Below are 23795 nucleotides of genomic sequence, written 5' to 3'. Positions count from 1 at the left end.
ACCCAGCAATTATGATGCCAACAAAGCGGCGAATATTGAGCTGCCAGCAATCTAGTGTTTTACATCAAGTGCTTTAAATCTGGCGTAATAAATCTAGCGGCGTGACTTACGGTAAAACTGCTGCGAGGCAAACTCATCAACCATCTTCTGTTCCCTGCGTTGCTCGGCAAGCTGAGCTTTTTCGGCTTTATTAGCCAATAGCAGCTCTACAGCTTTACGTTTTTGCTGTTTCTCTTGCCAATGAGTTTGTCGATGTTGCTGTTGGGTGTTTGCTTCTTGGACCGAATTGACTTGCTGGACGATGGCATCATCCACCTGACGTACGAATTGATGAAATTGATGATAGTAACTCGCGCTGATGTTTTTACCTTGCTGTTGCTCCATCTGTTTCATGTAATCTAAACGATAGTCTTGCAACGCCTTTAGTTGGCTTTGTCTGCGCTGTAACTCTAATTGAGCAGCACGAAGTTGCAGAGATGCTTGCTCCTCCGCCTCTTGGTTTAATTTAAGAACGGTAAAAAGTGGATCAGCTTTGGCCATTTATCTATTACTCATTGATTCTGCTCAATACTAAACCTGACACTGCGCGCCCAATTGGCTCAACATAAGCGTACTACTGTCAAAGGTAATGGCATCTTTCATGGTTTGGCGTAAAAATGCATTCATAGCGGGTTGTAGCCGAATTGCATTATCAATTCGAGGATCGCTGCCTTGGGTATAAGCACCAATAGAGATTAGATCTTTGTTCTGCTGATACAGTGAATAAACCTGCTTTACTCGGCGCATTGCCTCTAAGTGCTCTGTCGTTATCACCATAGGCGCGACACGACTAATGGACGCTTCGATATCTATCGCAGGATAATGACCGGAATCAGCCAGCGATCGGGAAAGAACGATATGGCCGTCAAGGATTGCTCGTGATGCGTCGGCAATAGGATCTTGTAGATCATCCCCCTCTGTCAATACCGTGTAAAAGGCGGTAATCGAGCCCTGTTTACCACCGCCATTGCCAGCTCTTTCCACCAGTTTAGGCAGCTTGGCAAATACTGAAGGCGGATAGCCTTTGGTTGCAGGTGGTTCGCCGACGGCCAATGCTATTTCGCGCTGCGCCTGAGCATAACGGGTTAAACTGTCCATCAATAGCAGTACGCTGTAACCCATGTCGCGAAAATACTCGGCAATCCGTGTTGAGGTTTCACATGCGCGCAGGCGCATCAATGGCGAGGTATCTGCCGGCGCGGCAACAACGACTGAGCGTGCACGGCCTTCAGGGCCTAAAATCTCTTCAATAAACTCTTTAACTTCACGGCCACGCTCTCCGACTAACCCCACCACAATGATGTCGGCGGTAGTGCCTCGGGTCATCATGCCTAACAGCACACTTTTACCCACACCAGAACCGGCAAAGAGTCCCATTCGCTGACCTTTACCTACGGTCAGCATTGAGTTAATGGCTCGCACACCCACATCGAGCGGTTCGCTAATCGCGCGTCTTGCTAAAGGGTTTATTGCAGGGGCGTGAGTCGGGGCTTTTTGATCTGTTTGCAGGTTGCCTAAGCCATCAATCGGTAGGCCACTGCCATCAAGCACTCGGCCTAATAATGCCAGTCCGACACTTAAACCAGACTGCTGCCCGAGCGGAGTGACTTTTGCCCCTGGCAGCACGCCGCTAAGCTCTTCAATTGGCATCAAGTACAACAGCTCATCATCAAAACCAATCACTTCGGCCACAAGCTCACCAGACATAGTTTCTATCGAGCAAAGACTGCCGACTGAAGCCCGGCAACCGGTAGCTTCTAGTGTTAAACCCACCACACGAACTAACTGTCCGCTGGCTTCGGCCACAAAAGGATTCACCTTACTGTGGTGCTGCGCAAGTTTACTGCGCAGTCGGTGTTGGCGTGTTGGCATGTTCACCTTCGGCGGCAGGGGCGGATTCTTGAGCTTGCTGTTCTTGTTGTGTCTCTATTGCTGGAGTCGAATTAGGCTCTGCGCTCTCAACAGCAGCTTGCTTACTCGCTCTTTGATTAAGTAGCGCTTCCTCTTGCTGTTCTTTTTGCTGCAGTAAATCTTGCTGAGTTTTTTCTAACTCAAAAAAGACATGTTGAATTCGTGTATCGACCGTCATATCGATATGACTGCGCCCGCTGCTTATAATACAGTCACCTGCGGATAAGCTTGGATCGGCTTCGATATCCCAGCGGTTTTTTTCTAATTGCGCTGCACTATAGAGCCCGCTGATCAATGCTTCGTCATCAGGCGTCACTCTGATGTTCACTTGCTGCTGTTTAATCGGCAGCGAATCAACGCCTTGGCGTAGTGCACTTAATATATGTTCAGGGTGGGTTTTAAGCTCGTGGCCGATAACGGCTTTTGCCAGGCTCATTGATGTCGATAGCAACTCTTTCTCGATTTCAGTATCGAGAATACTGAGTGGTTGCTCGAACTGTGCAAGTAATGCTTCAAAGCGTTGTAGCATCTCGGCAGCAGCTTGTAAGCCAGCCTCATGCCCCTGCTCTTTTCCCTGTTCAAAACCCTCGCTATGTCCCTGCTCTAGCCCTGCTAAACGGCCTTTTTCAAGCCCTTCTGCATGACCCGCCTCTTGTCCTTGGACAAATCCTTCTCGCTCGGCATCGGCGCGAATATCTTCAATCTCAGTTAATGTCGGCGGCAAAATAGCTTCAGCCTCGCCATCATCTTCAATGTCGATACTGGAGCCATGTCGACCAAACATATTCAATGATGAGGTATCTACTGCTTGGCTAATATCGGGCAAGTCCCAGTGACCAAACTCATCGGTTGTGTTAACTGTCGCCCCTTTAGGCTCTTTGGAGTCAGCCATTATAAGAACTCTTCACCACTGCCACCGCCGAGCATAAGCTCACCGCTTTCACTTAGGCGGCGTGCAATCGATAAGATCTCTTTTTGCGCCACTTCAACTTCACTTATCCTAATAGGTCCCATCGCTTCTAAATCATCACGCAGCAATTCGGCCGCACGTTTAGACATGTTACCAAGGAGCTTCTCTTTGAGTTGATCATCAGTGCCTTTGAGTGCCTTCATTAATACATCTTGCTGCACTTCTCGAAGCAGTACTTGAATGCCCATATCATCGACATCACTCAAGTTCTCAAACACAAACATAAGATCTTGGATCTGTTGCGCCATCTCTTCATCAGACTCACGCATGGTTTCCATAAGATGGCTTTCAACGCCAGTATCGAGATAGTTCATAATATTTGCAGCCGCTTTGAGACCGCCCATCTTCGCAGCTTGCGCACCGCCTTGCCCAGCAAACTGTTTCTCCATGATATCGTTAAGCTCTTGTAGTGCTGCTGGCTGCACCTCTTCAAGATTAGCGATTCGCATCATGAGATCTAAACGAGTGTTTTCAGGGAATTGAGCAAATATTTCTGCCGCTTGATCTGGCTCTAAATAAGATAAAACAATGGTTTGGATCTGCGGATGTTCGTTTTGAATGATAGTCGCTACTTGGCGTGCGTCCATCCACTTAAGCGAGTCGAGACCTTTGGCGCCACTGCCCATAATGATCTGCTCAATCAAGTTACCGGCTTTGTCTTCGCCTAACGCAGCGGTTAAAGCCTTACGGACGAACTCTTCGCTATTGAAACCGATAGATGAGTACTTTTGGATATCGTCTAAAAATAGTTTATGTACCCCAATGACCTTTTCTTGGCCAAAGTCCTGCATTGCAGCCATTGCCATACCGACCTTCTGCACCTGTTTTGGCTCTAGGTGCTTCAATATAGAAGCGGCATCACTTTCACTTAGGCTCAACAACAATATGGCCGTTTTTTCGATACCATTTAAATCTTCAGGCTTAAACCCAGGTGCGGGTGTTACTGCTTGCCCCTCTACGGGAGTATTATTTGTCATCTTCAATTAACCAATTTTTCACGACTTGAGTCGATAGTTCAGGTTCATTCGCGACAATCGCGCGGATGGCTTTAATCATGTCATCATCTTTATGCAAGTCGGGAATTAAAATCGACCCGTCATCGGCATAGCTGTATTCAGCTTCAGGGCGCTCTAACATGCCTAATGTATCAGCAGCATATTGATCTTCAATCTCAGCCAGTTCATCGCCCATCTTTGGCTCTTCTGGCAGCTTGGCGCTATCTGGGTAGACAATACGTTTTAGCATTGGACTGATAATAAACATCACTATCGCCAGCGCAACTAAGGTACCTAAGCCTAATTTTACTGCACGCCAAAACCAAGGTTGTTCCCACATTTCTGGTGCTGGCGCATCTTCTATTAACTGATCCATAAACGGCACAGTAACAACTTCAATCATGTCACCGCGTTGGGTGTTAAAACCAACGGCACCTTCGAGTAAACGGCGAATGTTGGCTAGCTCTTGTTCGGTGCGAGGGACGCGTGTGACACTACCATCTTCAGCAGCAGGGGCATTTTTAAAATCAACCGCTACCGACACACTGACACGTCTTAATGTGCCTATTTGCTGCCGAGTGTGGCTGATAGTGGTATCAAGTTCAAAGTTGCGTGTGGCTTCTTTATGGCTGCTACCACTGCTAACAGACGTTGTTTCTGTACCCACCTCTTCAGGAATATCAGAATTCATCGGTGGCTGATTAGACAAAGCGCCTGGGATCCCACCAGTGGTGCCGCCATTAGAGTTGTTCTCTACTACCATCTCACTGCGCAGCGCCGGTAAGTCAGGATTGTAACGCTTAGCGGTTTGCTCTACGGCTGTAAAGTCCATGCTAACGTCAACTTGCGAGGTAAAGTTTTCAGGGCCTAGAATCGGCATCAAAATTGACTCTACCTTATTACGGTATTCAGATTCTTTTTGTTGAACAATTTCAAGTTCACGACGAGCAATTGCAGACACGCCATCTTGGCTACCCGAATTCAGAAGACGACCATTTGAATCGGTAACAGTCACTTTATTCGGCTCTAGGTTGTGAACCGCTGATGCGACGATATCGACAATCGAATCGACCTCTTCTTGACCAAGGCCACCGCGGCGAGTGTTCACTACAACTGTTGCGCTTGGCTTAGAGCGATTTCGGGCAAAAACATTTTCTTTTGGCAGAGCTAAGATAACTTTGGCGCGGCTAACACTTTTAAGTTCTTCAATAGCGCGAGCAAGGTTTTGCTCTTGGCTATGTTTAAGGCGAGCTTGCTCCATACGCTGGCTGACGCCAAAACCACTGTCTTTACTTAAGTAGTCATCATTGGCAGCGGCTTGATCTAAACCAGCACGGCTTAGCATCATTTTTACATCTTGATATTTGTCTTCTGGCACTTTTACCACATCACCTTGGATCTGGTATTTAATTTTGTTTTTATCGAGCTCATCGAGTACTTGAACCATCTCTTGCGTACTCATTTGCCCCAAAGGTCGGTATTCAGGCTCTTGGGCCCAAATCATCACAAAAACAGCTAATGCTAAACAGATAGCCAGGGCTAATATCATGGTTACTTGGCGTAACATGTCGATATTGCCAATCGATCCCATCACCCCTGGTTTATGCTCCTCTTGAACACCACCAGACTGCCCAGCGGCAGCGACGTTTGAACCTGTTCCTACGACCATTTCTGTACTCACAATTGCTACCTGCTTTTAGTGATAAAGGCCTAAACAGGCATACTCATAATGTCTTTATAAGCTTCTACGAGCTTATTTCTTACTTGCACGGTTGCTTCAAAAGCAACGCTAGATTTTTCACGCGCGATAACGGTATCAGATAATGTCACTGTGGTATCGCCCATATCAAGGCGAGTGGCCAAATTAGATGCATTTGACTGAAGTTCGCTCACATTTCCAACAGCTTGAGAGAGCAGTTGACCAAAATCAGCACCAGAAGTGTTGTTCACTTGACGGGCAACACTTGTTTGAGCGCCTTGAGTGCCGATTTGACCGTTAAGTGACTGCATCTCTTGCAGTAAAGAATTAGCGCCGATTTGCATAGCTATCTCCCAATGTCGTTTTCTTGACGAAAATCTTAATTGAGCTAGATAAAGCAGTAATCGTGCCAGTTTATAGAAAGGTATTAATAAGGTTTGAAGTAGTGGATTTAGCTTCAAGCCATAACGGCAAAGCAAAGCGACGGCATAAATGCCGACCTACGTTTACAGCAGCGACTCATTATGAAGAAAGCAACAGCAAAAATCTGACACTTTTACTGTTACTGCTCTTTGCTAGCAAGGCTGAGAACACTCAAATAGTAGACTGCGTATTAGCTACCCAATGCGTCCTGTCAGCGCTTAAGCCGGAATTTCAATCCCAGAGTCACGCATTTTGGCCATTTTATAACGCAAAGTACGCGCGCTGATCCCCAATTTTTCAGCAACCTCTTTACGACTGCCGTTGCACTGGCTCAGAGTCTCTAAAATAATCACATGTTCTTGCGCTTTAAGTTCATTCCCTAAGCCGTCAAGCTCATTGCTCTTAGTCTCCTCAGTTACCGAGTTTACCTCCGCAGTTAATGAGATATCGCAAGAATCGATAATAATATCAGCAATGGTGATTGCATTCCCGACACTCAAAATAAGCGCTCGCTGCACGACATTATCAAGCTCTCGAACGTTACCAGGCCAGCGGTGTGTCAATAGTCGGCGTGAGGCACATTCTGCAAGTTCAGGGACTTCGGTCCTGTTCATCGCCGTTGCATGGCGACTAATTAAATGCCTTGCCAGAGGTAAAATGTCAGCAGGACGCTGATTCAGCGCTGGCCACGTGAGCGGAAAAACATTAATTCGGTAGTAAAGATCTTCTCTAAATTCGCCGGCCTCTGCCAGCGCTTTTAGATCTCGGTTAGAGGTTGCTAGCACTCGGACGTTCAACTTAATGGTTTTCCGACCACCTAAACGCTCAACTTCTCGTTCTTGAAGCACGCGCAATAACTTCGCTTGCAGACCCAATTCCATTTCTGAAATTTCATCCAGCAGTAGTGTGCCCCCTTGCGCTTGTTCAAATTTTCCTGGGCATGCTTGGTACGCGCCAGTAAACGCCCCTTTCTCATAACCAAACAGTGTTGCTTCTAGCATGTTCTCCGGTATTGCCGCACAGTTAATTGCTACAAATGGCTCAGCAGAGCGATGACTATGCTGATGTATGTAACGCGCAAGCACCTCTTTACCGCTGCCACTTGGGCCCATGATCATCACCGAGGCATCAGATACCGCAACTCGTTGCGCTAAAGATAACAATGCCAGGCTCTTTTCATCGGCTACAACAGGGCTGCCTTCTATCGATTTTGCAGGTAGGTAACGTGATACTTGGTTAAGCAATACTTCTGGCGAAAATGGTTTAGCTAAATAATCTACTGCGCCCAGTTTCATTGCATTGACTGCGTTATCTATGGTCGCGTAAGCCGTCATCAATAACATAGGTACTTTAGGATGGTGCTGCTGCAGGTAATTGAGCAAACCAAGACCACCAATCCCTTCCATTTGCACATCACTTATCACCATGTCAAAGCTGTCGTTTTTAAGCGCTAAAATACCCGCTTCAGCCGACTCGACATCAACGCAGTCATATTGCGCTAGCATCAAGGTATCGAGCAATGCCTCTCTTAATGATGCGTCATCTTCAACTAACAGTAATCTTCCTTCAGACATTCTCTATGCTCCAACGACGGTGTCAGTGGCAACTTGTGGTTTCGCCAGTGGAAATTTAAGCGCGGCGGTGCAACCTTCACCGACATGGCAACTAAACTGCATCATGCCACCATGGTTATTGACGACTGACTGCACAACAGCTAATCCAAGCCCGGTCCCCTGCGCTTTAGTGGTAAAGAAAGGTTCGAGCACCTGTTGCTGCATATCGCTATCTAAGCCTTTTCCGTTATCAATAACATCAACATGCAATGCCGTTTCAGTATCATAGGTCTTAATATTAATTTTTGTTGCGCCAGCCTCAATACTGTTGACCACTAGATTATTAATTGCCGAACTCAATGCAGAATCATTGGCACGTATACACTGAGTGGCATGATTAATAAATTCGAGCTGACAGCCTTTCTGAGCCGCTATTGGCTGGCAATTATTCAGCACGCTATCAATAACATCTTCGATATTAACCACCACATCTAACTCTTGTTGACGGCCTTTAGCCATCAATAGCATGTCATTAACTTGGTGTTCGAGTTCATTAAGCCTATCAACTAACTTCCCTTGAAAGCGCTGTCTGGCGCTATCTGAAATCTTCGGGCTGGCGAGATTTGATGCATACAACAATGCAGCACTAAGAGGCGTACGAACTTGGTGAGCGAGTGTTGCCACCATTTTTCCTAATGCTGACAACCGTTGCAGATGAGACAAATTCTTTTGTAGTAAACGGGTCTCTGTCAGATCGGTTAATACAATCAGCTGACCTGGCTCAGGCGTTAGTGGCGTTATAGCAAGTTTGACCCGTCGACCATTACGCAGTGACACTTCATGACCATCATCATCTTTCGGAGAGAAAGCTTGATTGATCACTTTAAACCAGCGCAGCCCCTCTAACGGCCCACCAAGTAGCTCAATTGCAACCGGGTTTGCGTCTGTCACAATTCCGTCGCCATTAATGATCACTACGCCTGACGGCATCGCCTGCAGAATATGCTCCATGCGATTGGACATATTCGCGGCTTGCTGAACATCGACCAGTTGTGGGCGATTCACACTGAGAGCATCAAGCTGTGGTTGTGGCATTGCCGACATAGTGGCTCCGTCAAAAAAACGATATTTGACAGGGTTAAAGCAGGTTTTATGCCACAATGTAGCATCAATTCTAGATCATGGCTGCGCCATGGCAAGAACGTTTCGCTACTAGCAAAATTAAAAGCAGTAAAACACTTTCACACACCAGCGGCTAGCACCTTCTCTTGAAGTAGGTCGGCATTTATGCCGTCAGGTTAGGTACTTGTTTTGTAGGTCGGTATTTATGCCGTCAGATTGCTGGTCGATTGTAATCATTGATGGGCTAAAGCCCAACCTACAGGCCATAAAGTTATGACGCTGCTATCTTTTGTAGGTCGGCATTTATGCCGTCAGATTGCTCTTTTCTCGTTTTTACGTTAAGCGAAGCGTTCCGTATGGCTGTAGGCCGTGCGTCTAAGACTTTACCGTCTTTGCTAATGCCTAGCGCTTAATACCTACGTTCCTTAAGAACTACACAAAATTAGCGCAAAAAAATGCGACACCAGAAGCGTCGCATTTTTTCTACAGAAAGCATGAGTGGAAGGCTAGTCTTTGCCTAAGCCATATTTACGCATTTTTTCTACTAGGGTTGTACGGCGTATACCGAGCATTTCAGCGGCGCGGGCAACAACATTGTCTTGTTGATCCAATGCTTGCCTGATCATATCAATCTCAAGTTCTGCTAGCAGATCTTTAAGGTTTACACCTTCAGGTGGTAGTTCACTCGGGAAGCGAGACTCAGGGATATCAATCGGTTCTTCATCATTAAAGATAGAAGCTAGTGCATCACGCTCTAATTGCTCTTCACTGATCTCAACGCAATATTCAGGTACATCAATATGACGATATTTAATCGGTAAATCATTAACGTCTACCAATCCACCAGGATATAGTATGGTTAAGCGTTCGACTAGATTGGATAACTCTCGAACATTACCAGACCAAGCATGCTCTTTAAGTGACTCTATCGCTCTTTGAGTAAAGCGAACACGTCCACGGCCTTCGTTATAGACACGGCTAACAAGTTCTTGCAGCAGCAGTGGAATATCTTCTTTGCGTTCACACAAAGCAGGCATTTCAATTGGGAATACGTTTAGTCGGTAGTAGAGGTCTTCTCTAAATTCGCCCTCTTCGATCATGTTTTCAAGGTTACGATGGGTCGCTGCAACCACGCGAACGTCTGCAGCAATAGACTTACTACCACCAACACGTTCAAACATACGCTCTTGTAACACCCGCAACAGCTTGACTTGCATTTGCAGTGGCATATCCCCTATTTCGTCTAAAAACAGGGTACCTTTTTCTGCGAGCTCGAAGCGACCTTTACGGGCACTAATCGCGCCAGTGAAAGAGCCTTTTTCATGGCCGAACAGCTCACTCTCAAGTAACTCAGGCGGAATAGCACCACAGTTAACCGGAATAAACGGGCCGTCACGACGTTCTGAAATATAGTGGATATTACGCGCAACCACCTCTTTACCAGTACCAGACTGACCCAGTACTAATACTGTGGCATCGGAGCTGGCAACCTGGCTAATGAGGTGACGTACGTTGGCTACCCCCTCACTGCGGCCTACAAGACTGCGAAACAGTTTTGTTTGATTGGCACTAGTAGGCACATCAGCTCGCTTCACTTGGCCATAGACTTGGCAGAAGTGAAGCAGTTCAGTGAGCTGCGGATAATTAAGTGGTTCTTCGATACAGCCAAGAATATTAGACGCTTTAACGTCTGCAACTTCTCCTAACAGCAAAAATGGCTGCCATGGAAGCGCTCCAGCCAAAGACTGGATAAGTTCTTTAGATTGATTTTCAGCAGGTAAAACAATCGCACGAAAGCGCGTTTGTTTAGTATGCAACTCAAGTTTATCGAAACCGATCAACTCGACTTGCTCACCTAAAAATTCAAATACACAAGACAAGCGATTAATTCGCTCTGACTGGTTACCGACAAGTAGAATTCGTTGATCTGTTTGCATCATTCCGAAGGCCGTTAGGCTTATATGTATCAGCGCATTAATTATTAGTGTTGGTTGCTTATTTCAAGCCAGTAGCTTCTCTCAAAGAAATCTTATCAAATTCACTACCAGATTGAATAGTGTATTATCGGCTCGCCATTAGCAAGCCTAGGATGAATATTATGAGAAACCGAAACGTTTTTGCTTAAAAACTCATCAACCATAAATTTTATAATGACAAGTTTTTGACATGTGCCAAAAAGGAGTGCGTTTACACTCCTTTTCTAGCCTCTTTAAATAGAGGCGCTCTTATTAGCTTTCAGACGATAGCTCATGAAGTTCAGTTGGGATTGCATCCCAAGCTTCTTTGATGACGCGCAAAATATCCGTTGCGTCATCAATTGCTTGAACATCATTATTAATATTTGCATCAGAGATTTTTTGCAGCATAAAGTCATACAGTGAACTCAAATTACTCGCAACGTCTCCTTCTGCATCCATGTTAAGACTGCTATTGAGTCCAGCAACAATGCTAACAGCTTTGCCTAAACTCACACCTTTAAGCTCTAGGTTATTCTGTTCAATGGCATAACGCCCTTGTGCTAAACGCTCCAAGGCACCAGAGAACATCATTTGAATCACTTTATGGGGTGATGCAACAGCAATGCTGCTATCAAGAGAAACTTTACGATATGATTGAAGCGAACCTCTCATAAATACCTACCTATTTGAATCTATTGTTTTATATAAATTAGTTTGGCGTTTACCTTTGCGCATTCCGCGTAATAAGGCTTCGCGATCAGCTAATACTTTTTTGGCTCGATGTTCAAATTCTGTTGTCTTATCTGCCTGCGCTTGCAGGTAGATTCGATCTTCAAATTGACTATCGGTCACTAGCTGACCAATCAAAATTTGACGCGCACTAATCACATCCTGCAATTTAGATACCAGAGTGTCAGTTTCGTCATTTTCAAATTGAATTTTTTCTAGCTTATCGAGCAAATCTGTCATTACAGAGTCAACTGTAGCGAGTTGCTCTATGACCTCAGCTGTTATGGTAAGTGTTGTCTTCATCGGTATTCACTTTAAAAGTTTCTAGCATAATATTAGACAGGTTTAAAAATCGGTTGGAACAGCCTTAAACGACTTTATAACCTGTTTCCATCGCAATGACTTCACTGAACCATGTTTTAACGGCTTAAAAACCGCAACTATTAGCTCAATTAATAACGACTAGCACGCGATTAATTTTTAGGAACAACTCCAGGTAATGAGGCAAGACGATTGGTCAAATCTGCAGATTGTGAACTCAAATTTGCAACGATCAAATCCATAGCATTGAACTGTTTTAACAGCCTTGCTTCGTAAGAGGACATTTTCATGGCGAGTGCCTCTCGACTATCGGTTATACGAGAGATCTGATTATTTAAGGTGTCATCACGGCTATCGATCGTACCGCCCGACTGCACATAAGTTTCAATTAAGCCGTCAAGTCGAGCAGCCAGCCCCGTATCTTCGGTGCTAAACATATCTCTGATCTCAGGCATATCGGACTCAAGAGCCTTTTCTAAAATAGAACTATCTATCTCCAACGTGCCTAGCTGCGTAGTCTTCACACCAATATTAGCCAACATGGTTACACCATCATCAGTATCAAAACTTGTGGAAAGCACTCCTCTAAGCTGGCTTTGAATACTTCGGACCATTGAGTCACCTTGAAGTATTCCTGCTTTCTTAGTTTCAGGGTCATAACCAGACATATCTGATATTGTGCCCATTAGCGTATTGTATGACTCTACAAAACCTTCAATATGAGATTTAACGCTAGCTGTATCTGCTGATACTGTGACTGTCGTTGTTTTATTAATATCTGCATCTGATAGCGATAAGCTCACGCCTGTGATTACGTTTTCAACGTCATTACTGCTAGAAGTTACTTTTAACCCGTCCACATAAAGCACCGCATCTTTCGCCGCGCTTAACTCGGTCATGGTAAATGTATCCGTCAATCCGGTGCCACCATCAGTATCTGTAGCAGTGACAGTGATCTGTTTGTCCGTACCCGTTTTATCTGACGTCATAACTAATTGCGGACCATTATCACCATTGATAATGGTTGCCGTGACGCCAACATTATCTTCCGCATCATTAATTTTTTGCATCACGGTTTCAAGCGAATCTCCAGCCTCTACCGCAACGGTAAAGTCGTCACCATCTACCCCGAAGGTTAATGATCCCTCGCCAATGGGATCTGCAGCATCTGCGACAGGAACAGAGCCAAGTTTTTGACTCACTGCTAACTGTTCAACCTCAATCCTGTAACTACCAGGAACTGCTTTTTCATCAGCTGTGGCACTAACATAATCACTATTTGATGTTTTAACTTTATTGGCTATAAATGTGTCTGATTCGGTTAGCTTTTCAAGGCTATCTTGAAAATCTGTTAACGCGCTCTTTAGCGCCCCCATTGCTGATATTTGAGTATTGAGTCTACCTTCATCAGCATCGAACTTAGCTACTTTTGGGGCACTTTCTGCTTGTACTAGCGCAGATACAATGCCATTAATGTCCATTCCAGAACCGATACCAACGGATGTTAAACCCATAATAACCTCAATACTTCAATGCTAAAAAAACCAATACTGCAGACCTGAATGAACAGAACTTACCTTTACCACAAAATGCCAGCTTATACTTCAGTAGACATCAATAGGCCATCCATCTCAGCCATTTTCTCATGCAATTTAATTGCCAACTCTAACGCTTCTTCATTTGGAATCTGCCTAATGAGTTCACCAGTGTCAATATCTAACACGCTCACCACCTGAGTACCCAGTGAATCATCAACTTTAAATGTCAGCCCTTTACGCAACATGGCCATCATATCTGAAAGCTTTGCAGTCACCTCCTCCATCTCCTCTGGCGTTCTAGCTTCCTTCTCCTCTTGCAACTCTTCTTTAACTTGTTCTTCTATTGATTGCTGCTGCACATTAACCGTACTGCCATCTTGCAGTTTATTGACGGTTTCAGTACTAGCTAACACATTATTCTCTTCTGACTTTTCATTTATATTAAGGCTCTGCACCTTTGGCGTATCTATCCCTACCGGAGTAACAGAGTTGCTGGTTACATTAAGTTCCATTATCACCACTCCTGTTTTTATTATCTATTGATAGTGCTGTTATTATCACGATTAAATAATGCTAAAGCTCTAGCTAAAGCCAATAAACTTTAACAAAATGTTCAGGAATACTTTGCCCCAAACTGACATTAACAAATAAAACAACAAAGGGAGAGCCGTTACCGGCTCTCCCTTTTATCAAAAAGCTAAATGATATCAGCTCTTTTTATCAACATAAGGCCAAACCTTACTTCGTCGCTGTTAAAGCTTACAGTAGTGACAATGCAGCTTGTGGCAACTGGTTAGCTTGTGCAAGCATCGCTGAAGAGGTTTGCGACAGAATTTGCTGCTTAGTTAGCTCGGCAGTCTCTTTAGCAAAATCCACATCTTGAATACGACCACGAGCATCAGACACGTTAGACTGTACATTGCTTAAGTTGTTGATGGTAAAATTCATACGGTTTTGTACCGCACCTAAGTCAGCACGCTCACCATCAATACCTGCGATAGCAGCATCAATAACTGCAAGTGCATCTTGTGCGCCTTGCGCTGTACCAATATCTACCGCACTAATCGCGTTTAATGATGAACTACCTTTTGTTGCAGATGCACCATTTAGTACTTCATCAACCGCTGTACCTGTAACAGTAAAGTCGTCAGGTGAAGATAAGTTAAGCTCAGCGGTCTTACTTACGTTCGCCGCACCTGCTGTTTGGCCACCTAGCTGAACTGTTCCCGCTGTTGTACCCGCAATTTCAATACCGTTGACATTGTTCGCAGTGATACTAATCTCACCTGTATCACTATCATGGCTCACATCGTAACCAGCTTTACCTAAGTCTTCTGCCAAACGAGCTGAATCGCCTGAGTAATCTGCTAAATCATAGCTATCTTTGCTACCGTCTTCTGCGACAATAGAAACAATACCATCATCAAGAGCGCCCATTCCGCCAATGGTGGTGGTTACACTAGCTTCGGCTGTAACACCGGCGCCAGAAGCATTAATGTTTTTAGCAACCGTCGCTGCACCGTCAAGAGCTGTAACGCCAACAGTCTTACCGTTTACTGCAAAAGTCGCATCAGCAGCTGTTGTTTGTGTTAGCACTGTTGCCGCCTCGACGCCAAATTCAGAACCCGCACCAGAGATTGCATTGTTACCAATTTTGTTAGCTGAAACATCTGTTAGTGAAACAGAAATTGTCTGGTTTGCTTCTGAACCCACCTGAAACTTCTGCGTACCGTAGCTACCGTCAAGTAACTTCTGGCCACCGAAAGAGGTCGTATCAGCAATACGTGTCAACTCAGTTTGCAAAGATGCGATCTCTTTTTGCATTGCGCCGCGATCTTCCGTCGAGTTTGAACCGTTAGCTGATTGCAATGAGAGGTCACGCATACGCTGCAGAATGTTAGTAGACTCTTGCATTGCACCTTCAGCGGTTTGCGCGATTGAGATACCATCGTTAGCGTTACGCATTGCAACACCAATACCGTTGATCTGACTAGTCATACGGTTAGAAATTTGTAGGCCCGCTGCATCATCTTTTGCACTATTAATGCGTAGACCAGATGCCAAACGCTCCATTGAGGTTTTCTGGTTGCTTGTTGCGCTGTTTAAGTTGCTCTGCGCTTTCATTGAGGTGACGTTTGTATTTACTGAGATAGCCATTATTAATTCCCTCTTACCTTGCTTTAGACTGTACTAATTAACAGTACTTGTATTAGTGCCTGTCTTTCTAAAGCCAGGCGAATCATGTTGGTTACAGTATATTTAACGGCACGTTCTTTTTAAGCTTTAGTATTTATTTTATATTTTCACAAAATAATTTTTAAAAGCAATAAAATCAGTAAGATACAAGATAAAGGTTGTAACGATCAATCTCAAATAAATTATGTAACTCAATAAGTTAACAGCAATCTTCCTCCGTTTTTTAGATTCTGATTTAGGAAGTGTAACTAGCTTTGACGATCATGAAAAAGTGGTACGAGGTAATGGAGAAGGATATCAATTAAATGGGTATACGTTTTCTAGGTTGTTCAGAATTGAGGTTGGATTTTTGTTAAAAACAAAAGCTTCGATATAACTATCGAAGCTTTTGTATCGTCAATCAAATTGGCACTGATACCAATCTATAAGATTACTTGCTTAGTTCTAGCCTAATAATGACAGTGCGGCTTGTGGCAATTGGTTAGCCTGTGCAAGCATTGCTGAAGACGTTTGCGACAAGATCTGCTGCTTAGTTAGCTCAGCGGTTTCTTTAGCAAAGTCTACATCTTGAATACGGCTACGAGCATCAGAAACGTTTGATTGAACATTGCTTAAGTTGTTGATGGTAAAGCTCATACGGTTTTGTACCGCACCTAAATCTGCACGTTGAGAATCTATGCCTGCGATAGCAGCATCAATAACTGCAAGTGAGTCTTGTGCACCTTGCGCTGTACCAATATCTACCGCACTAATCGCGTTTAATGATGAACTACCTTTTGTTGCAGATGCACCATTTAGTACTTCATCAACTGCTGTACCTGTAACAGTAAAGTCGTCAGGTGAAGATAAGTTAAGCTCAGCGGTCTTACTTACGTTCGCCGCACCTGCTGCTTGGCCACCTAGCTGAACTGTTCCCGCTGTTGTACCCGCAATTTCAATACCGTTGACGTTGTTCGCAGTGATACTAATCTCACCAGTGTCAGTATCATGGCTCACATCGTAACCAGCTTTACCTAAGTCTTCTGCCAAACGAGCTGAATCGCCTGAGTAATCTGCTAGATCATAGCTATCTTTACTACCGTCTTCTGCGACAATAGAAACAGTACCATCATCAAGAGCGCCCATTCCGCCAATGGTGGTGGTTACACTAGCTTCGGCTGTAACACCGGCGCCAGAAGCATTAATATTTTTAGCAACCGTCGCTGCACCGTCAAGAGCTGTAACGCCAACAGTCTTACCGTTCACTGCAAAAGTCGCATCTGCAGCTGTTGTTTGTGTTAGCACTGTTGCCGCCTCGACGCCAAATTCAGAACCCGCACCAGAGATTGCATTGTTACCAATTTTGTTAGCTGAAACATCTGTTAGTGAAACAGAAATTGTCTGGTTTGCATCTGAACCCACCTGAAACTTCTGCGTACCGTAGCTACCGTCAAGTAATTTCTGGCCACCAAAAGAGGTCGTATCAGCAATACGTGTCAACTCAGTCTGCAAAGCATTCATCTCTTTTTGCATTGCCGCTCGATCATCAGTTGAGTTAGAACCGTTAGCCGATTGCAGAGATAAGTCACGCATACGTTGCAAGATGTTGGTTGACTCTTGCATCGCACCTTCAGCGGTTTGCGCAATTGAGATACCGTCATTGGCGTTACGCATAGCAACACCAATACCATTAATTTGGCTGGTCATACGGTTAGAAATCTGCAGACCCGCAGCATCATCTTTGGCGCTGTTAATGCGCAAACCTGAAGACAAGCGCTCCATTGACGTTTGCTGGCTAGAACTTGCCTTGTTCATGTTGCTTTGGGCTTTCATTGATGTGACATTAGTATTAACGCTAATAGCCATGGTGTAATCCTCTTCTTAGTTGGTTTGCCAAGATTGGTTACTTGGCTAAAATTGTTAATATTTCAATTATCAAACTGAATCTGTATCACTTTTGCCGCTGATTACGGCAAAGTGTTTTTTATTTGACTCGCCTACCGTGTAGTCAACTTCATGCTTTAACGAATATTAACAAACACTTAACCGTCAATTTTTTATCTCATTAGTTGTATCTAAATATCTCAGGTTTATTAATGCTTTTTTTGTGCCAACATTTAAACCAAATCAAAAATATTCAATATTTTGTTTACCTATTACTTACAAGCCGTATCACTTAGTGCGTGATAAACTGCGAGCTTTTACAAATAATCAAAAAGCGACATAGAGCCAACCTTACTAAACACGCTCGATACCGCGTTAAGCGACATCTGCTGCTTTTCGAACTCCGTTATCGCTTCTGCGTAATCTAAGTCTTCAAGCAGTGACAGCGCAGATTGGTTGACCAACTGCTCCTCTTTGTGTGTATTGGTATAGTTCTCTAAACTCTTTAAACTATTACCCGCCACACTGCGGCTGGTTGCCATCTGCTCTTGACCACTACTTACGTTATTCAATAACTGTGCCATTTCCGCTTGGCCTTGCGGAGAATTCAATTTACTGCCGTCTTCAAGCAGCGCTATCGCGCTATTCAAGGTATCGAATATGTTTGAGTTTTGTTCCGGCGCTAACCCAAAGGTATCACCCGCTTGCGGCGTGCCTTTCAGCTGTAATTCAATGCCATCTACCGTTAGAGGTTGAGTCGCATCAAAATTTGGAATTGTGGTTACCGTGCCGGCAGAATCTGTCACATTGACATCAAGCCCACCCGCTCCATTATCAACAAAGTCAAAGGTATAATTGCCCGCAACGGGTAAAGTTGGATCCGTTATCTTTGCGCTTTCGACGCTAAAGCTACCTTGCTGGGTTGACGAATAATTGACGCTGTAGTCGCCAATCGCGTTTGCAGCATTCATAAAGACACTGTCGCCTGGAATATTACTGCCTACCGTAACGCCCGATGCCACCACTGAGTCTCTAATGCCGGAGTCGCCGCTGTAGACAACCTTGCCATTGTTATCAAAAGCAAACGGTTCTGAGTTAGTTTTAAAACCGGCAAACAAGCTATTACCCGATTCATCTTTACTGTTGGCAATCGACATTAGCTCTTCTAAGCTACTGCGCATCTCATCGGCAATTGTTTGCCGATCGGCATCACTGAGTGTGCCGTTTACTGAACGCAGCATCTGCTCACGCATGCTCTCAACCACATTTTCAGCATTGCCAATTTTACTTTCGCTAACGGCCAAACGATTTGAAGCGTAATCGATATTCTTTATAAACTGATCAACCACAGCGCCTTGTTGCTTAAGGTTATCAATACCGATAGCTGCGACTGGATCATCACCCGCAGTGCTGACCTTTTTCCCTGTGGCTAATTGTTCCATGATTTTGCTAGTCGCAGACTGGCTTTTCATCACGTTAGTCGTAGTTTGGTTAAACATTTGCGCCGTTGAGATTCTCATGCTGTTTTCCTTTCTCTACTCGCTAATACCCGAGTTAGCGTAATGAGCTAAACAAGGTATTAAATATTTCCGTCGCGGTGGTCATGATCCGCGCCGACGCTTGATAAGATTGCTGAAAGCGCATCAAGTTTGCCGCTTCTTCATCAAGGTTAACTCCCGATACACTTTGCACTCGGGTATATGCCTGATTGTAAATAGCACCTGCTGAACCTACTGAAATTTCAGCCGACTTTGTTTTGCCGCCAATATCGAGTTTGGTATTTTCAAATACATCAGTCAGAGTGGTGCTACCACCATTCATTATTTTGCTTTCGTTAAGCTTCGCCATATTCACTAAGTTGCTGTTGTCACCTTCAGCAAACGACAGGTCAAAAGTAAATCGCTCTTTAGTGGTTGCAGTTGAATCAACTTCAAAAGTAAAACCATGGGCGCTGATGCTTGGTGGAGTGTATGGCGCAGCTGCGCCAAGGCTAGTGCCAGAGGCATCAAAAGCTTCAAAAGTAGGTGGCACTGCCGATGGATCGATTTCAAAGGTTAACTCAGAACCTGTGGTAGGGAATCCTGCAGCATTACGGTTGTCGATGCTGACAAGATTGATACTGGTATTACCCGAGTTTGCCGCATCCGCGGTAATTGTTGGCGCTGCTGCGGCAATGCCTTTGCCGTCAGTCATGGTGACAGATAATGCCGTTGCTGCACTTGACGTTGGACGGATCTCAAATTTGTCGCCTGAAGCCATAGCGCCACTTGCAATATCGATACTAAATCCGTTTGCACCCTCAAGTGTCGTGCCGTTTAGCGTCAACGGCGTCACATTGCCGCTTTGAGTATCTTTAAGCTCGTAGGTCGATGGCGCGGTAAAGCTAAGTTCATAACTATTGCCTGTTAGCGCTCCCACATCATCAATGTTAACGGCTAGATTTGCATTACCAGTATTGGTTGATAATGCCCCTGCTCTGCCTAGCTGCATTGATGGATCATTAATATCGGTGAAGATATTGCTGCCCACTTGACCGCTTAGATCAAAACCTTGAGATTGCGCTTGGTTAAATGCATCGGCAACGCCTAAAGCAAACTGACCAAGCTCAAGCTGCGCTGGTATCAAAGTATCATCTCGATAATTAACCAGTGCGCCGAGTTGACCGCCAATTTTAGACCCATCAACCACTAAGCTTTTATTTCCAGATGATGCGGTTATCTGTAACTCATTTGCATGTGGGTCGCCAGGTTTAGTGCCCACTTGCATCGACACTTCACCAGAGACCAACATGATTGAGCCACCCAACATGACACTTTTAGAGCCAGACTCTAGCGGTACCACATTCACTTCGGCATATTCGCTTAACTCTAAGATCAGTGCATCTTGCTTGTCTAGTAATTGCATATCCTGACCCTGAGACTTCATTAGCTCACGATTGATATTGCCAAGCTCATTACTGATCTCATTAATACGGTCGGTAACCGCTGAGATTTGGTCGTTGGTTTGATTCATCTGACCATCAAGATGTTTTTGCATTTGATTGACATTGTTTGCCAACTGATTGGCATTGGTCAGTAAAGAATCACGCAGTCCTAAATCATCCGGAATATCAGATAAGCTATTTATGCCAGCAAAGAACTCGTTGAGTGATGCCGGTACAGCAGAGCCTATCTGTGAAAACAGCTGATCGAGTTCTGACATTTTACTGTAGCTTGTCTGTGCTTCACTGGCGGCTGTCGCACCTATGCGTAATTCACGCGCCGCATAATCGTTATAGACTCGCTTAACGTCGGAAACATAGGTGCCGGCACCATAGAAACTGTTGCCCAATCGCTGAGATTCTAAACTTGATTGTGAAACAACCTGACGGTTGTAGCCTTCAGTATTGGCATTGGCAATATTATTACTGGTAATAGCCAATTGAGATTGTGACGCCAGCACTCCGGTGCGAGCAATACTAAGCAAGTCCATTGACATTAGTGACAACTCCCCATTACAAACGGCTCGACAACTTGGTTAATCATTGCTTCACCCCTTGTAAAACATCTTTAAAATCTCGTGTGATTGTTTTCATGACCTGCATGACTTTATCGGCATACTTTGGGTCAGTTGCGTAACCCGCATCTTGCAGCGACTGTACAAATGCGCCGGGATTAGCTGCCTTTTTCATCGCATCTTGGTAGCGTTCACTGTTAGAGACAAATGATACAAAGTCATTAAAGCTCTGCCCGATATCCTCATAAACCCGAAAATCTGCTTTTTGCTTAACCGCCACACCCTGCTCATACTCCAGAGTGCTGACTTGCGCTTTATCACCTTGCCAGCGGTTATCTGCTTTAATATTAAATAGGTTATTACTTTGCTGACCAGCCGCACCTTTTACCATCTTTTGACCCCAACCCGTTTCTAGCGCCGATTGCGCAATGAGTACCTCGGGTGTAGTGCCTAACTCTTTTGCAGCTTTTTCAGCGTGTGGGTAAAGACGGCTAACAAATTCATCTTGGCTAGTAAAATCGGCTTGAGACTTATCGGCAGTTAATGCCGCCGACGGCAAGACTTTGCCACTTAATAAGGCATCTAAAGTTTGTGGTGCCAATGCTGTATTTGCGGTTGAGTTTACTGCAGTGTCAACGGGCACTGCGCTCATGCTTCTTGTGGCCGGCATTTGCATCGCCTGTGGATTATCAAGCGTAAAAGCATTTGATTTAGCGGAGCTGTTACTGTCGCCTCTAAGTACTGAGGCTGGCGTCATTGGGCTGTTAGCAGGGTCGAGTTGTTGCACCATTAAATCAGCTAACCCCAGCATGCCTTCACCAGATAGGTTGAGGGACATTTGTTGGTCATGCATCTGCTCATAAAACTTGGTGTACTGGCTGTTCATAGGGCTGTCGGATTCAAACACCGCGTTAGCATCTCGCATACTGGTCATCAGCATTTGCACGAAAATACCTTCAAACTGTTGCGCAACTTCTTTTAGTGCACTGTTTTCGCCATTTCGGGCTTTGGATCTGAGTGAGTCCAACCCTCCCAGATCCAAAAATTGCGATGCATTCGACAGCTTATCCATGACTACTTCCCACTCAAACCGACAATTTTTAGATTATTATCAGTTCTCCATGCAAAGCCCCTGCCATCTTTAACGCTTCCAGTATTGCTAACACGTCTGATGGCGCAGCGCCTACTAGGTTAACCGCCCGTACTAGCTCGTCTAGCGTGGTACCTGGGTTAAACATAAACATGCGACTATCATCTTCAGCGACATCAATAGTACTGTCGGTAGTGACGACGGTTTGACCACCCGCGAACGGATTGGGCTGCGAAACCTGCGTTGCCTCAGCAATCGTTACCGTTAGCCCGCCGTGGGTAACGGCAGCTGGCAATAATTTGACGTCTTGGCCAACAACAATGGTGCCAGTGCGTGAGTTAACAATCACCTTTGCCGATTCAGCGGCTGGTTCTACTTCGATATTTTCCAGTGTTGCAAGAAAAGAGACCCGTTGTGAAACATCACGCGGCGCGCTCACCTGCACTGATGCGGCATCAAGTGGCCGCGCCATTCCTGGACCTAATAAGTCATTGATAGCATCTGATAGTCTTTTTGCTGTTGAAAAGTCAGCGCGGCGCAGGTTAAAGGTGAGGTAGTCACCAGTTGAAAACGGTGTGGCTACAGTGCGCTCAATAATCGCGCCATTTGGAATGCGCCCAACCGTTGGAGTATTTTGGATCACCTTAGAACCATCTTGTCCCTCAGCACTAAAACCACTCACCACCATACTGCCTTGAGCAATGGCATAGACGTTACCGTCTACACCTTTAAGGAAAGTTTGTAGCAGCATGCCGCCACGTAAGCTCTTAGCTTCACCCAAGCTTGAAACCGAAACATCTAGTGTTTGACCGGGTTTAATAAACGGCGGCATATTGGCACTCACTGCAACTACCGCGACATTCTTAATTTTAGGCCTGAAATTATCTGGCAGATTAATGCCAAAGTTCTTCAACATAGTTTTGAAGGTTTGCTCGGTATAACGGGTTTTTTCACCGGTTCCGGGTAAACCAACCACTAAGCCATAACCTATCAATTGGTTACTTCGCACCCCTTGAACATTGGCAATGTCCTTGATGCGCTGTGCATGTACTGGCGATACAATCACTAAAATTGCACACAGTAATGCCAGTTTAAGTTTCATCATGAAAAGTCCTTAGCTCAGTTAACTCGCTTAAAATTGCTCAACAGCAGCCCTACTCGGCTATGAAGTACTGCAGTCCGCGCAGTTCTTTAATACTTACTCTTAGAAAATTTAAAACGGCCACCAGCTACCCATAAAGAATGAGCTTAGCCAACCTACTTTTTGAACCTCTGCAAAGGTTCCAGTGCCACTATATTGAATACGTGCATTAGCAACACGAGGAGAGTCAATGGTGTTATCTGGACGAATATCTTGAGCTCGCACAATACCGGTAATACGCACAAATTCATCACCGTTGTTGATACTTATCCATTTCTCGCCGCGAATAACCAAGTTACCGTTATTGAGTACTTGCATCACGTTGGCAGAGATACTGCCTGATAAGCTGTTACTTTGATCAGCGTCAGATTCACGCTTGGTGTTCATGCTGTCTTTGTAACGCAGGTCGATAGGATTGCCCCCAATGGTGACGTTTCCACCACCGGCATAAATGGGGTCAAGTGACAGGTCAGTACCTTTTTTAATTTCGTTATTGGCGCTCTTTTTAGCTTGAGTCGATTCCATCAACATGACAGTAATAATATCGCCCACTTTCAAAGCTTTAATATCTGAGTAAAGGCTAGATGCTTGGCTGTCTTGATACATTGACCCTGTCGCTGCTATTTTCGTTGGCGGCGCTTCAGGATAAACAGGCGCATAATAAGGATCGTCTGCAATTGGCTTTTCATTGGTTGAACTACAACCTGAAAGCGCAGCAATAACGAGTAAAATCCAATAACGATTCATAAATA

General features: G+C 44.8%; 20 protein-coding genes. All 20 read right to left on the bottom strand.

Features of this window, described 5'->3' with window-relative positions; genetic code table 11:
* Positions 1–93 precede the first annotated feature (93 nt).
* The 20 genes from fliJ to flgH all read right to left on the bottom strand — a co-directional run bounded on the left by fliJ (position 94) and on the right by flgH (position 23790).
* Positions 94–540: a flagellar export protein FliJ gene (fliJ, locus tag L2730_RS08415; RefSeq protein WP_248974165.1), complete on the bottom strand. Its 447-nt coding sequence runs from the start codon at positions 538–540 to the stop codon at positions 94–96.
* 30 nt (positions 541–570) lie between these two features.
* On the bottom strand, positions 571–1911 hold the full coding sequence (gene fliI / locus L2730_RS08410; RefSeq protein WP_020911686.1) for a flagellar protein export ATPase FliI: 1341 nt from the start codon (positions 1909–1911) through the stop codon (positions 571–573).
* Entirely contained in the window at positions 1880–2842 is a 963-nt protein-coding gene (fliH, locus tag L2730_RS08405; RefSeq protein ID WP_248974164.1) for a flagellar assembly protein FliH, read from the bottom strand. Before fliH ends, fliI begins: the two co-directional genes overlap by 32 nt.
* Positions 2842–3897 (bottom strand): flagellar motor switch protein FliG, encoded by a 1056-nt coding sequence (fliG, locus tag L2730_RS08400; RefSeq protein ID WP_044555738.1) that lies wholly within the window; start codon positions 3895–3897, stop codon positions 2842–2844. The genes fliH and fliG overlap by 1 nt, the downstream gene beginning before the upstream one ends.
* A complete protein-coding gene (gene fliF, locus L2730_RS08395; protein ID WP_248974218.1) occupies positions 3887–5584 on the bottom strand; it encodes a flagellar basal-body MS-ring/collar protein FliF in 1698 nt (565 codons plus the stop codon). Before fliF ends, fliG begins: the two co-directional genes overlap by 11 nt.
* 41 nt (positions 5585–5625) lie before the next feature.
* Positions 5626–5958 carry a flagellar hook-basal body complex protein FliE gene (fliE, locus tag L2730_RS08390; RefSeq protein ID WP_020911682.1) on the bottom strand — a complete coding sequence of 111 codons (333 nt, stop codon included), beginning with the start codon at positions 5956–5958 and terminating at the stop codon, positions 5626–5628.
* A gap of 297 nt (positions 5959–6255) precedes the next feature.
* Entirely contained in the window at positions 6256–7611 is a 1356-nt protein-coding gene (locus L2730_RS08385) for a sigma-54-dependent transcriptional regulator (protein ID WP_248974163.1), read from the bottom strand.
* Positions 7612–7614: 3 nt separating this feature from the next.
* Complete coding sequence (locus L2730_RS08380) at positions 7615–8694, bottom strand: sensor histidine kinase (RefSeq protein ID WP_248974162.1); 1080 nt, start codon at positions 8692–8694, stop codon at positions 7615–7617.
* A gap of 524 nt (positions 8695–9218) precedes the next feature.
* Positions 9219–10652: a sigma-54 dependent transcriptional regulator gene (locus L2730_RS08375; RefSeq protein ID WP_283105681.1), complete on the bottom strand. Its 1434-nt coding sequence runs from the start codon at positions 10650–10652 to the stop codon at positions 9219–9221.
* 288 nt (positions 10653–10940) lie between these two features.
* Positions 10941–11342: a flagellar export chaperone FliS gene (gene fliS, locus L2730_RS08370; RefSeq protein WP_220737920.1), complete on the bottom strand. Its 402-nt coding sequence runs from the start codon at positions 11340–11342 to the stop codon at positions 10941–10943.
* A gap of 6 nt (positions 11343–11348) precedes the next feature.
* Entirely contained in the window at positions 11349–11702 is a 354-nt protein-coding gene (locus tag L2730_RS08365; RefSeq protein ID WP_248974161.1) for a flagella biosynthesis chaperone for FliD, FliT, read from the bottom strand.
* A gap of 170 nt (positions 11703–11872) precedes the next feature.
* On the bottom strand, positions 11873–13234 hold the full coding sequence (gene fliD, locus L2730_RS08360) for a flagellar filament capping protein FliD (RefSeq protein ID WP_248974160.1): 1362 nt from the start codon (positions 13232–13234) through the stop codon (positions 11873–11875).
* Between the two features lie 83 nt (positions 13235–13317).
* Positions 13318–13770 carry a flagellar protein FlaG gene (locus L2730_RS08355; protein ID WP_248974159.1) on the bottom strand — a complete coding sequence of 151 codons (453 nt, stop codon included), beginning with the start codon at positions 13768–13770 and terminating at the stop codon, positions 13318–13320.
* A gap of 247 nt (positions 13771–14017) precedes the next feature.
* Positions 14018–15415 carry a flagellin gene (locus L2730_RS08350; protein WP_248974158.1) on the bottom strand — a complete coding sequence of 466 codons (1398 nt, stop codon included), beginning with the start codon at positions 15413–15415 and terminating at the stop codon, positions 14018–14020.
* 483 nt (positions 15416–15898) lie between these two features.
* Entirely contained in the window at positions 15899–17299 is a 1401-nt protein-coding gene (locus L2730_RS08345; RefSeq protein ID WP_248974157.1) for a flagellin, read from the bottom strand.
* Between the two features lie 335 nt (positions 17300–17634).
* Positions 17635–18837, bottom strand: a complete 1203-nt coding sequence (flgL, locus tag L2730_RS08340; protein WP_248974156.1) for a flagellar hook-associated protein FlgL — start codon at positions 18835–18837, stop codon at positions 17635–17637.
* Between the two features lie 34 nt (positions 18838–18871).
* Positions 18872–20794 carry a flagellar hook-associated protein FlgK gene (flgK, locus tag L2730_RS08335; protein ID WP_248974155.1) on the bottom strand — a complete coding sequence of 641 codons (1923 nt, stop codon included), beginning with the start codon at positions 20792–20794 and terminating at the stop codon, positions 18872–18874.
* Positions 20795–20837: 43 nt separating this feature from the next.
* On the bottom strand, positions 20838–21884 hold the full coding sequence (gene flgJ / locus L2730_RS08330) for a flagellar assembly peptidoglycan hydrolase FlgJ (RefSeq protein ID WP_248974154.1): 1047 nt from the start codon (positions 21882–21884) through the stop codon (positions 20838–20840).
* A 28-nt stretch (positions 21885–21912) separates the two neighbouring features.
* Complete coding sequence (locus L2730_RS08325; RefSeq protein WP_248974216.1) at positions 21913–23004, bottom strand: flagellar basal body P-ring protein FlgI; 1092 nt, start codon at positions 23002–23004, stop codon at positions 21913–21915.
* 111 nt (positions 23005–23115) lie between these two features.
* Positions 23116–23790 (bottom strand): flagellar basal body L-ring protein FlgH, encoded by a 675-nt coding sequence (flgH, locus tag L2730_RS08320; RefSeq protein ID WP_248974153.1) that lies wholly within the window; start codon positions 23788–23790, stop codon positions 23116–23118.
* Positions 23791–23795 lie beyond the last annotated feature (5 nt).

Source organism: Shewanella kaireitica, assembly GCF_023284045.1.
Taxonomy (GTDB): domain Bacteria; phylum Pseudomonadota; class Gammaproteobacteria; order Enterobacterales; family Shewanellaceae; genus Shewanella; species Shewanella kaireitica.
This window is presented reverse-complemented; position numbering and strand designations above follow the sequence as displayed.

Coding starts and splice junctions, on each gene's coding strand:
- fliS (WP_220737920.1), bottom strand. CDS start 11,342: ATGAGAGGTTCGCTTCAATCATATCGTAAAGTTTCTCTTGATAGCAGC.
- L2730_RS08355 (WP_248974159.1), bottom strand. CDS start 13,770: ATGGAACTTAATGTAACCAGCAACTCTGTTACTCCGGTAGGGATAGAT.
- fliE (WP_020911682.1), bottom strand. CDS start 5,958: ATGCAAATCGGCGCTAATTCTTTACTGCAAGAGATGCAGTCACTTAAC.
- fliH (WP_248974164.1), bottom strand. CDS start 2,842: ATGGCTGACTCCAAAGAGCCTAAAGGGGCGACAGTTAACACAACCGAT.
- L2730_RS08350 (WP_248974158.1), bottom strand. CDS start 15,415: ATGGCTATCTCAGTAAATACAAACGTCACCTCAATGAAAGCGCAGAGC.
- flgH (WP_248974153.1), bottom strand. CDS start 23,790: ATGAATCGTTATTGGATTTTACTCGTTATTGCTGCGCTTTCAGGTTGT.
- flgK (WP_248974155.1), bottom strand. CDS start 20,794: ATGTCAATGGACTTGCTTAGTATTGCTCGCACCGGAGTGCTGGCGTCA.
- fliI (WP_020911686.1), bottom strand. CDS start 1,911: ATGCCAACACGCCAACACCGACTGCGCAGTAAACTTGCGCAGCACCAC.
- fliF (WP_248974218.1), bottom strand. CDS start 5,584: ATGGTCGTAGGAACAGGTTCAAACGTCGCTGCCGCTGGGCAGTCTGGT.
- L2730_RS08325 (WP_248974216.1), bottom strand. CDS start 23,004: ATGAAACTTAAACTGGCATTACTGTGTGCAATTTTAGTGATTGTATCG.
- fliD (WP_248974160.1), bottom strand. CDS start 13,234: ATGGGTTTAACATCCGTTGGTATCGGTTCTGGAATGGACATTAATGGC.
- L2730_RS08385 (WP_248974163.1), bottom strand. CDS start 7,611: ATGTCTGAAGGAAGATTACTGTTAGTTGAAGATGACGCATCATTAAGA.
- fliG (WP_044555738.1), bottom strand. CDS start 3,897: ATGACAAATAATACTCCCGTAGAGGGGCAAGCAGTAACACCCGCACCT.
- L2730_RS08380 (WP_248974162.1), bottom strand. CDS start 8,694: ATGTCGGCAATGCCACAACCACAGCTTGATGCTCTCAGTGTGAATCGC.
- fliJ (WP_248974165.1), bottom strand. CDS start 540: ATGGCCAAAGCTGATCCACTTTTTACCGTTCTTAAATTAAACCAAGAG.
- L2730_RS08345 (WP_248974157.1), bottom strand. CDS start 17,299: ATGGCTATTAGCGTTAATACTAATGTCACATCAATGAAAGCCCAAAGC.
- L2730_RS08375 (WP_283105681.1), bottom strand. CDS start 10,652: ATGATGCAAACAGATCAACGAATTCTACTTGTCGGTAACCAGTCAGAG.
- flgJ (WP_248974154.1), bottom strand. CDS start 21,884: ATGGATAAGCTGTCGAATGCATCGCAATTTTTGGATCTGGGAGGGTTG.
- flgL (WP_248974156.1), bottom strand. CDS start 18,837: ATGAGAATCTCAACGGCGCAAATGTTTAACCAAACTACGACTAACGTG.
- L2730_RS08365 (WP_248974161.1), bottom strand. CDS start 11,702: ATGAAGACAACACTTACCATAACAGCTGAGGTCATAGAGCAACTCGCT.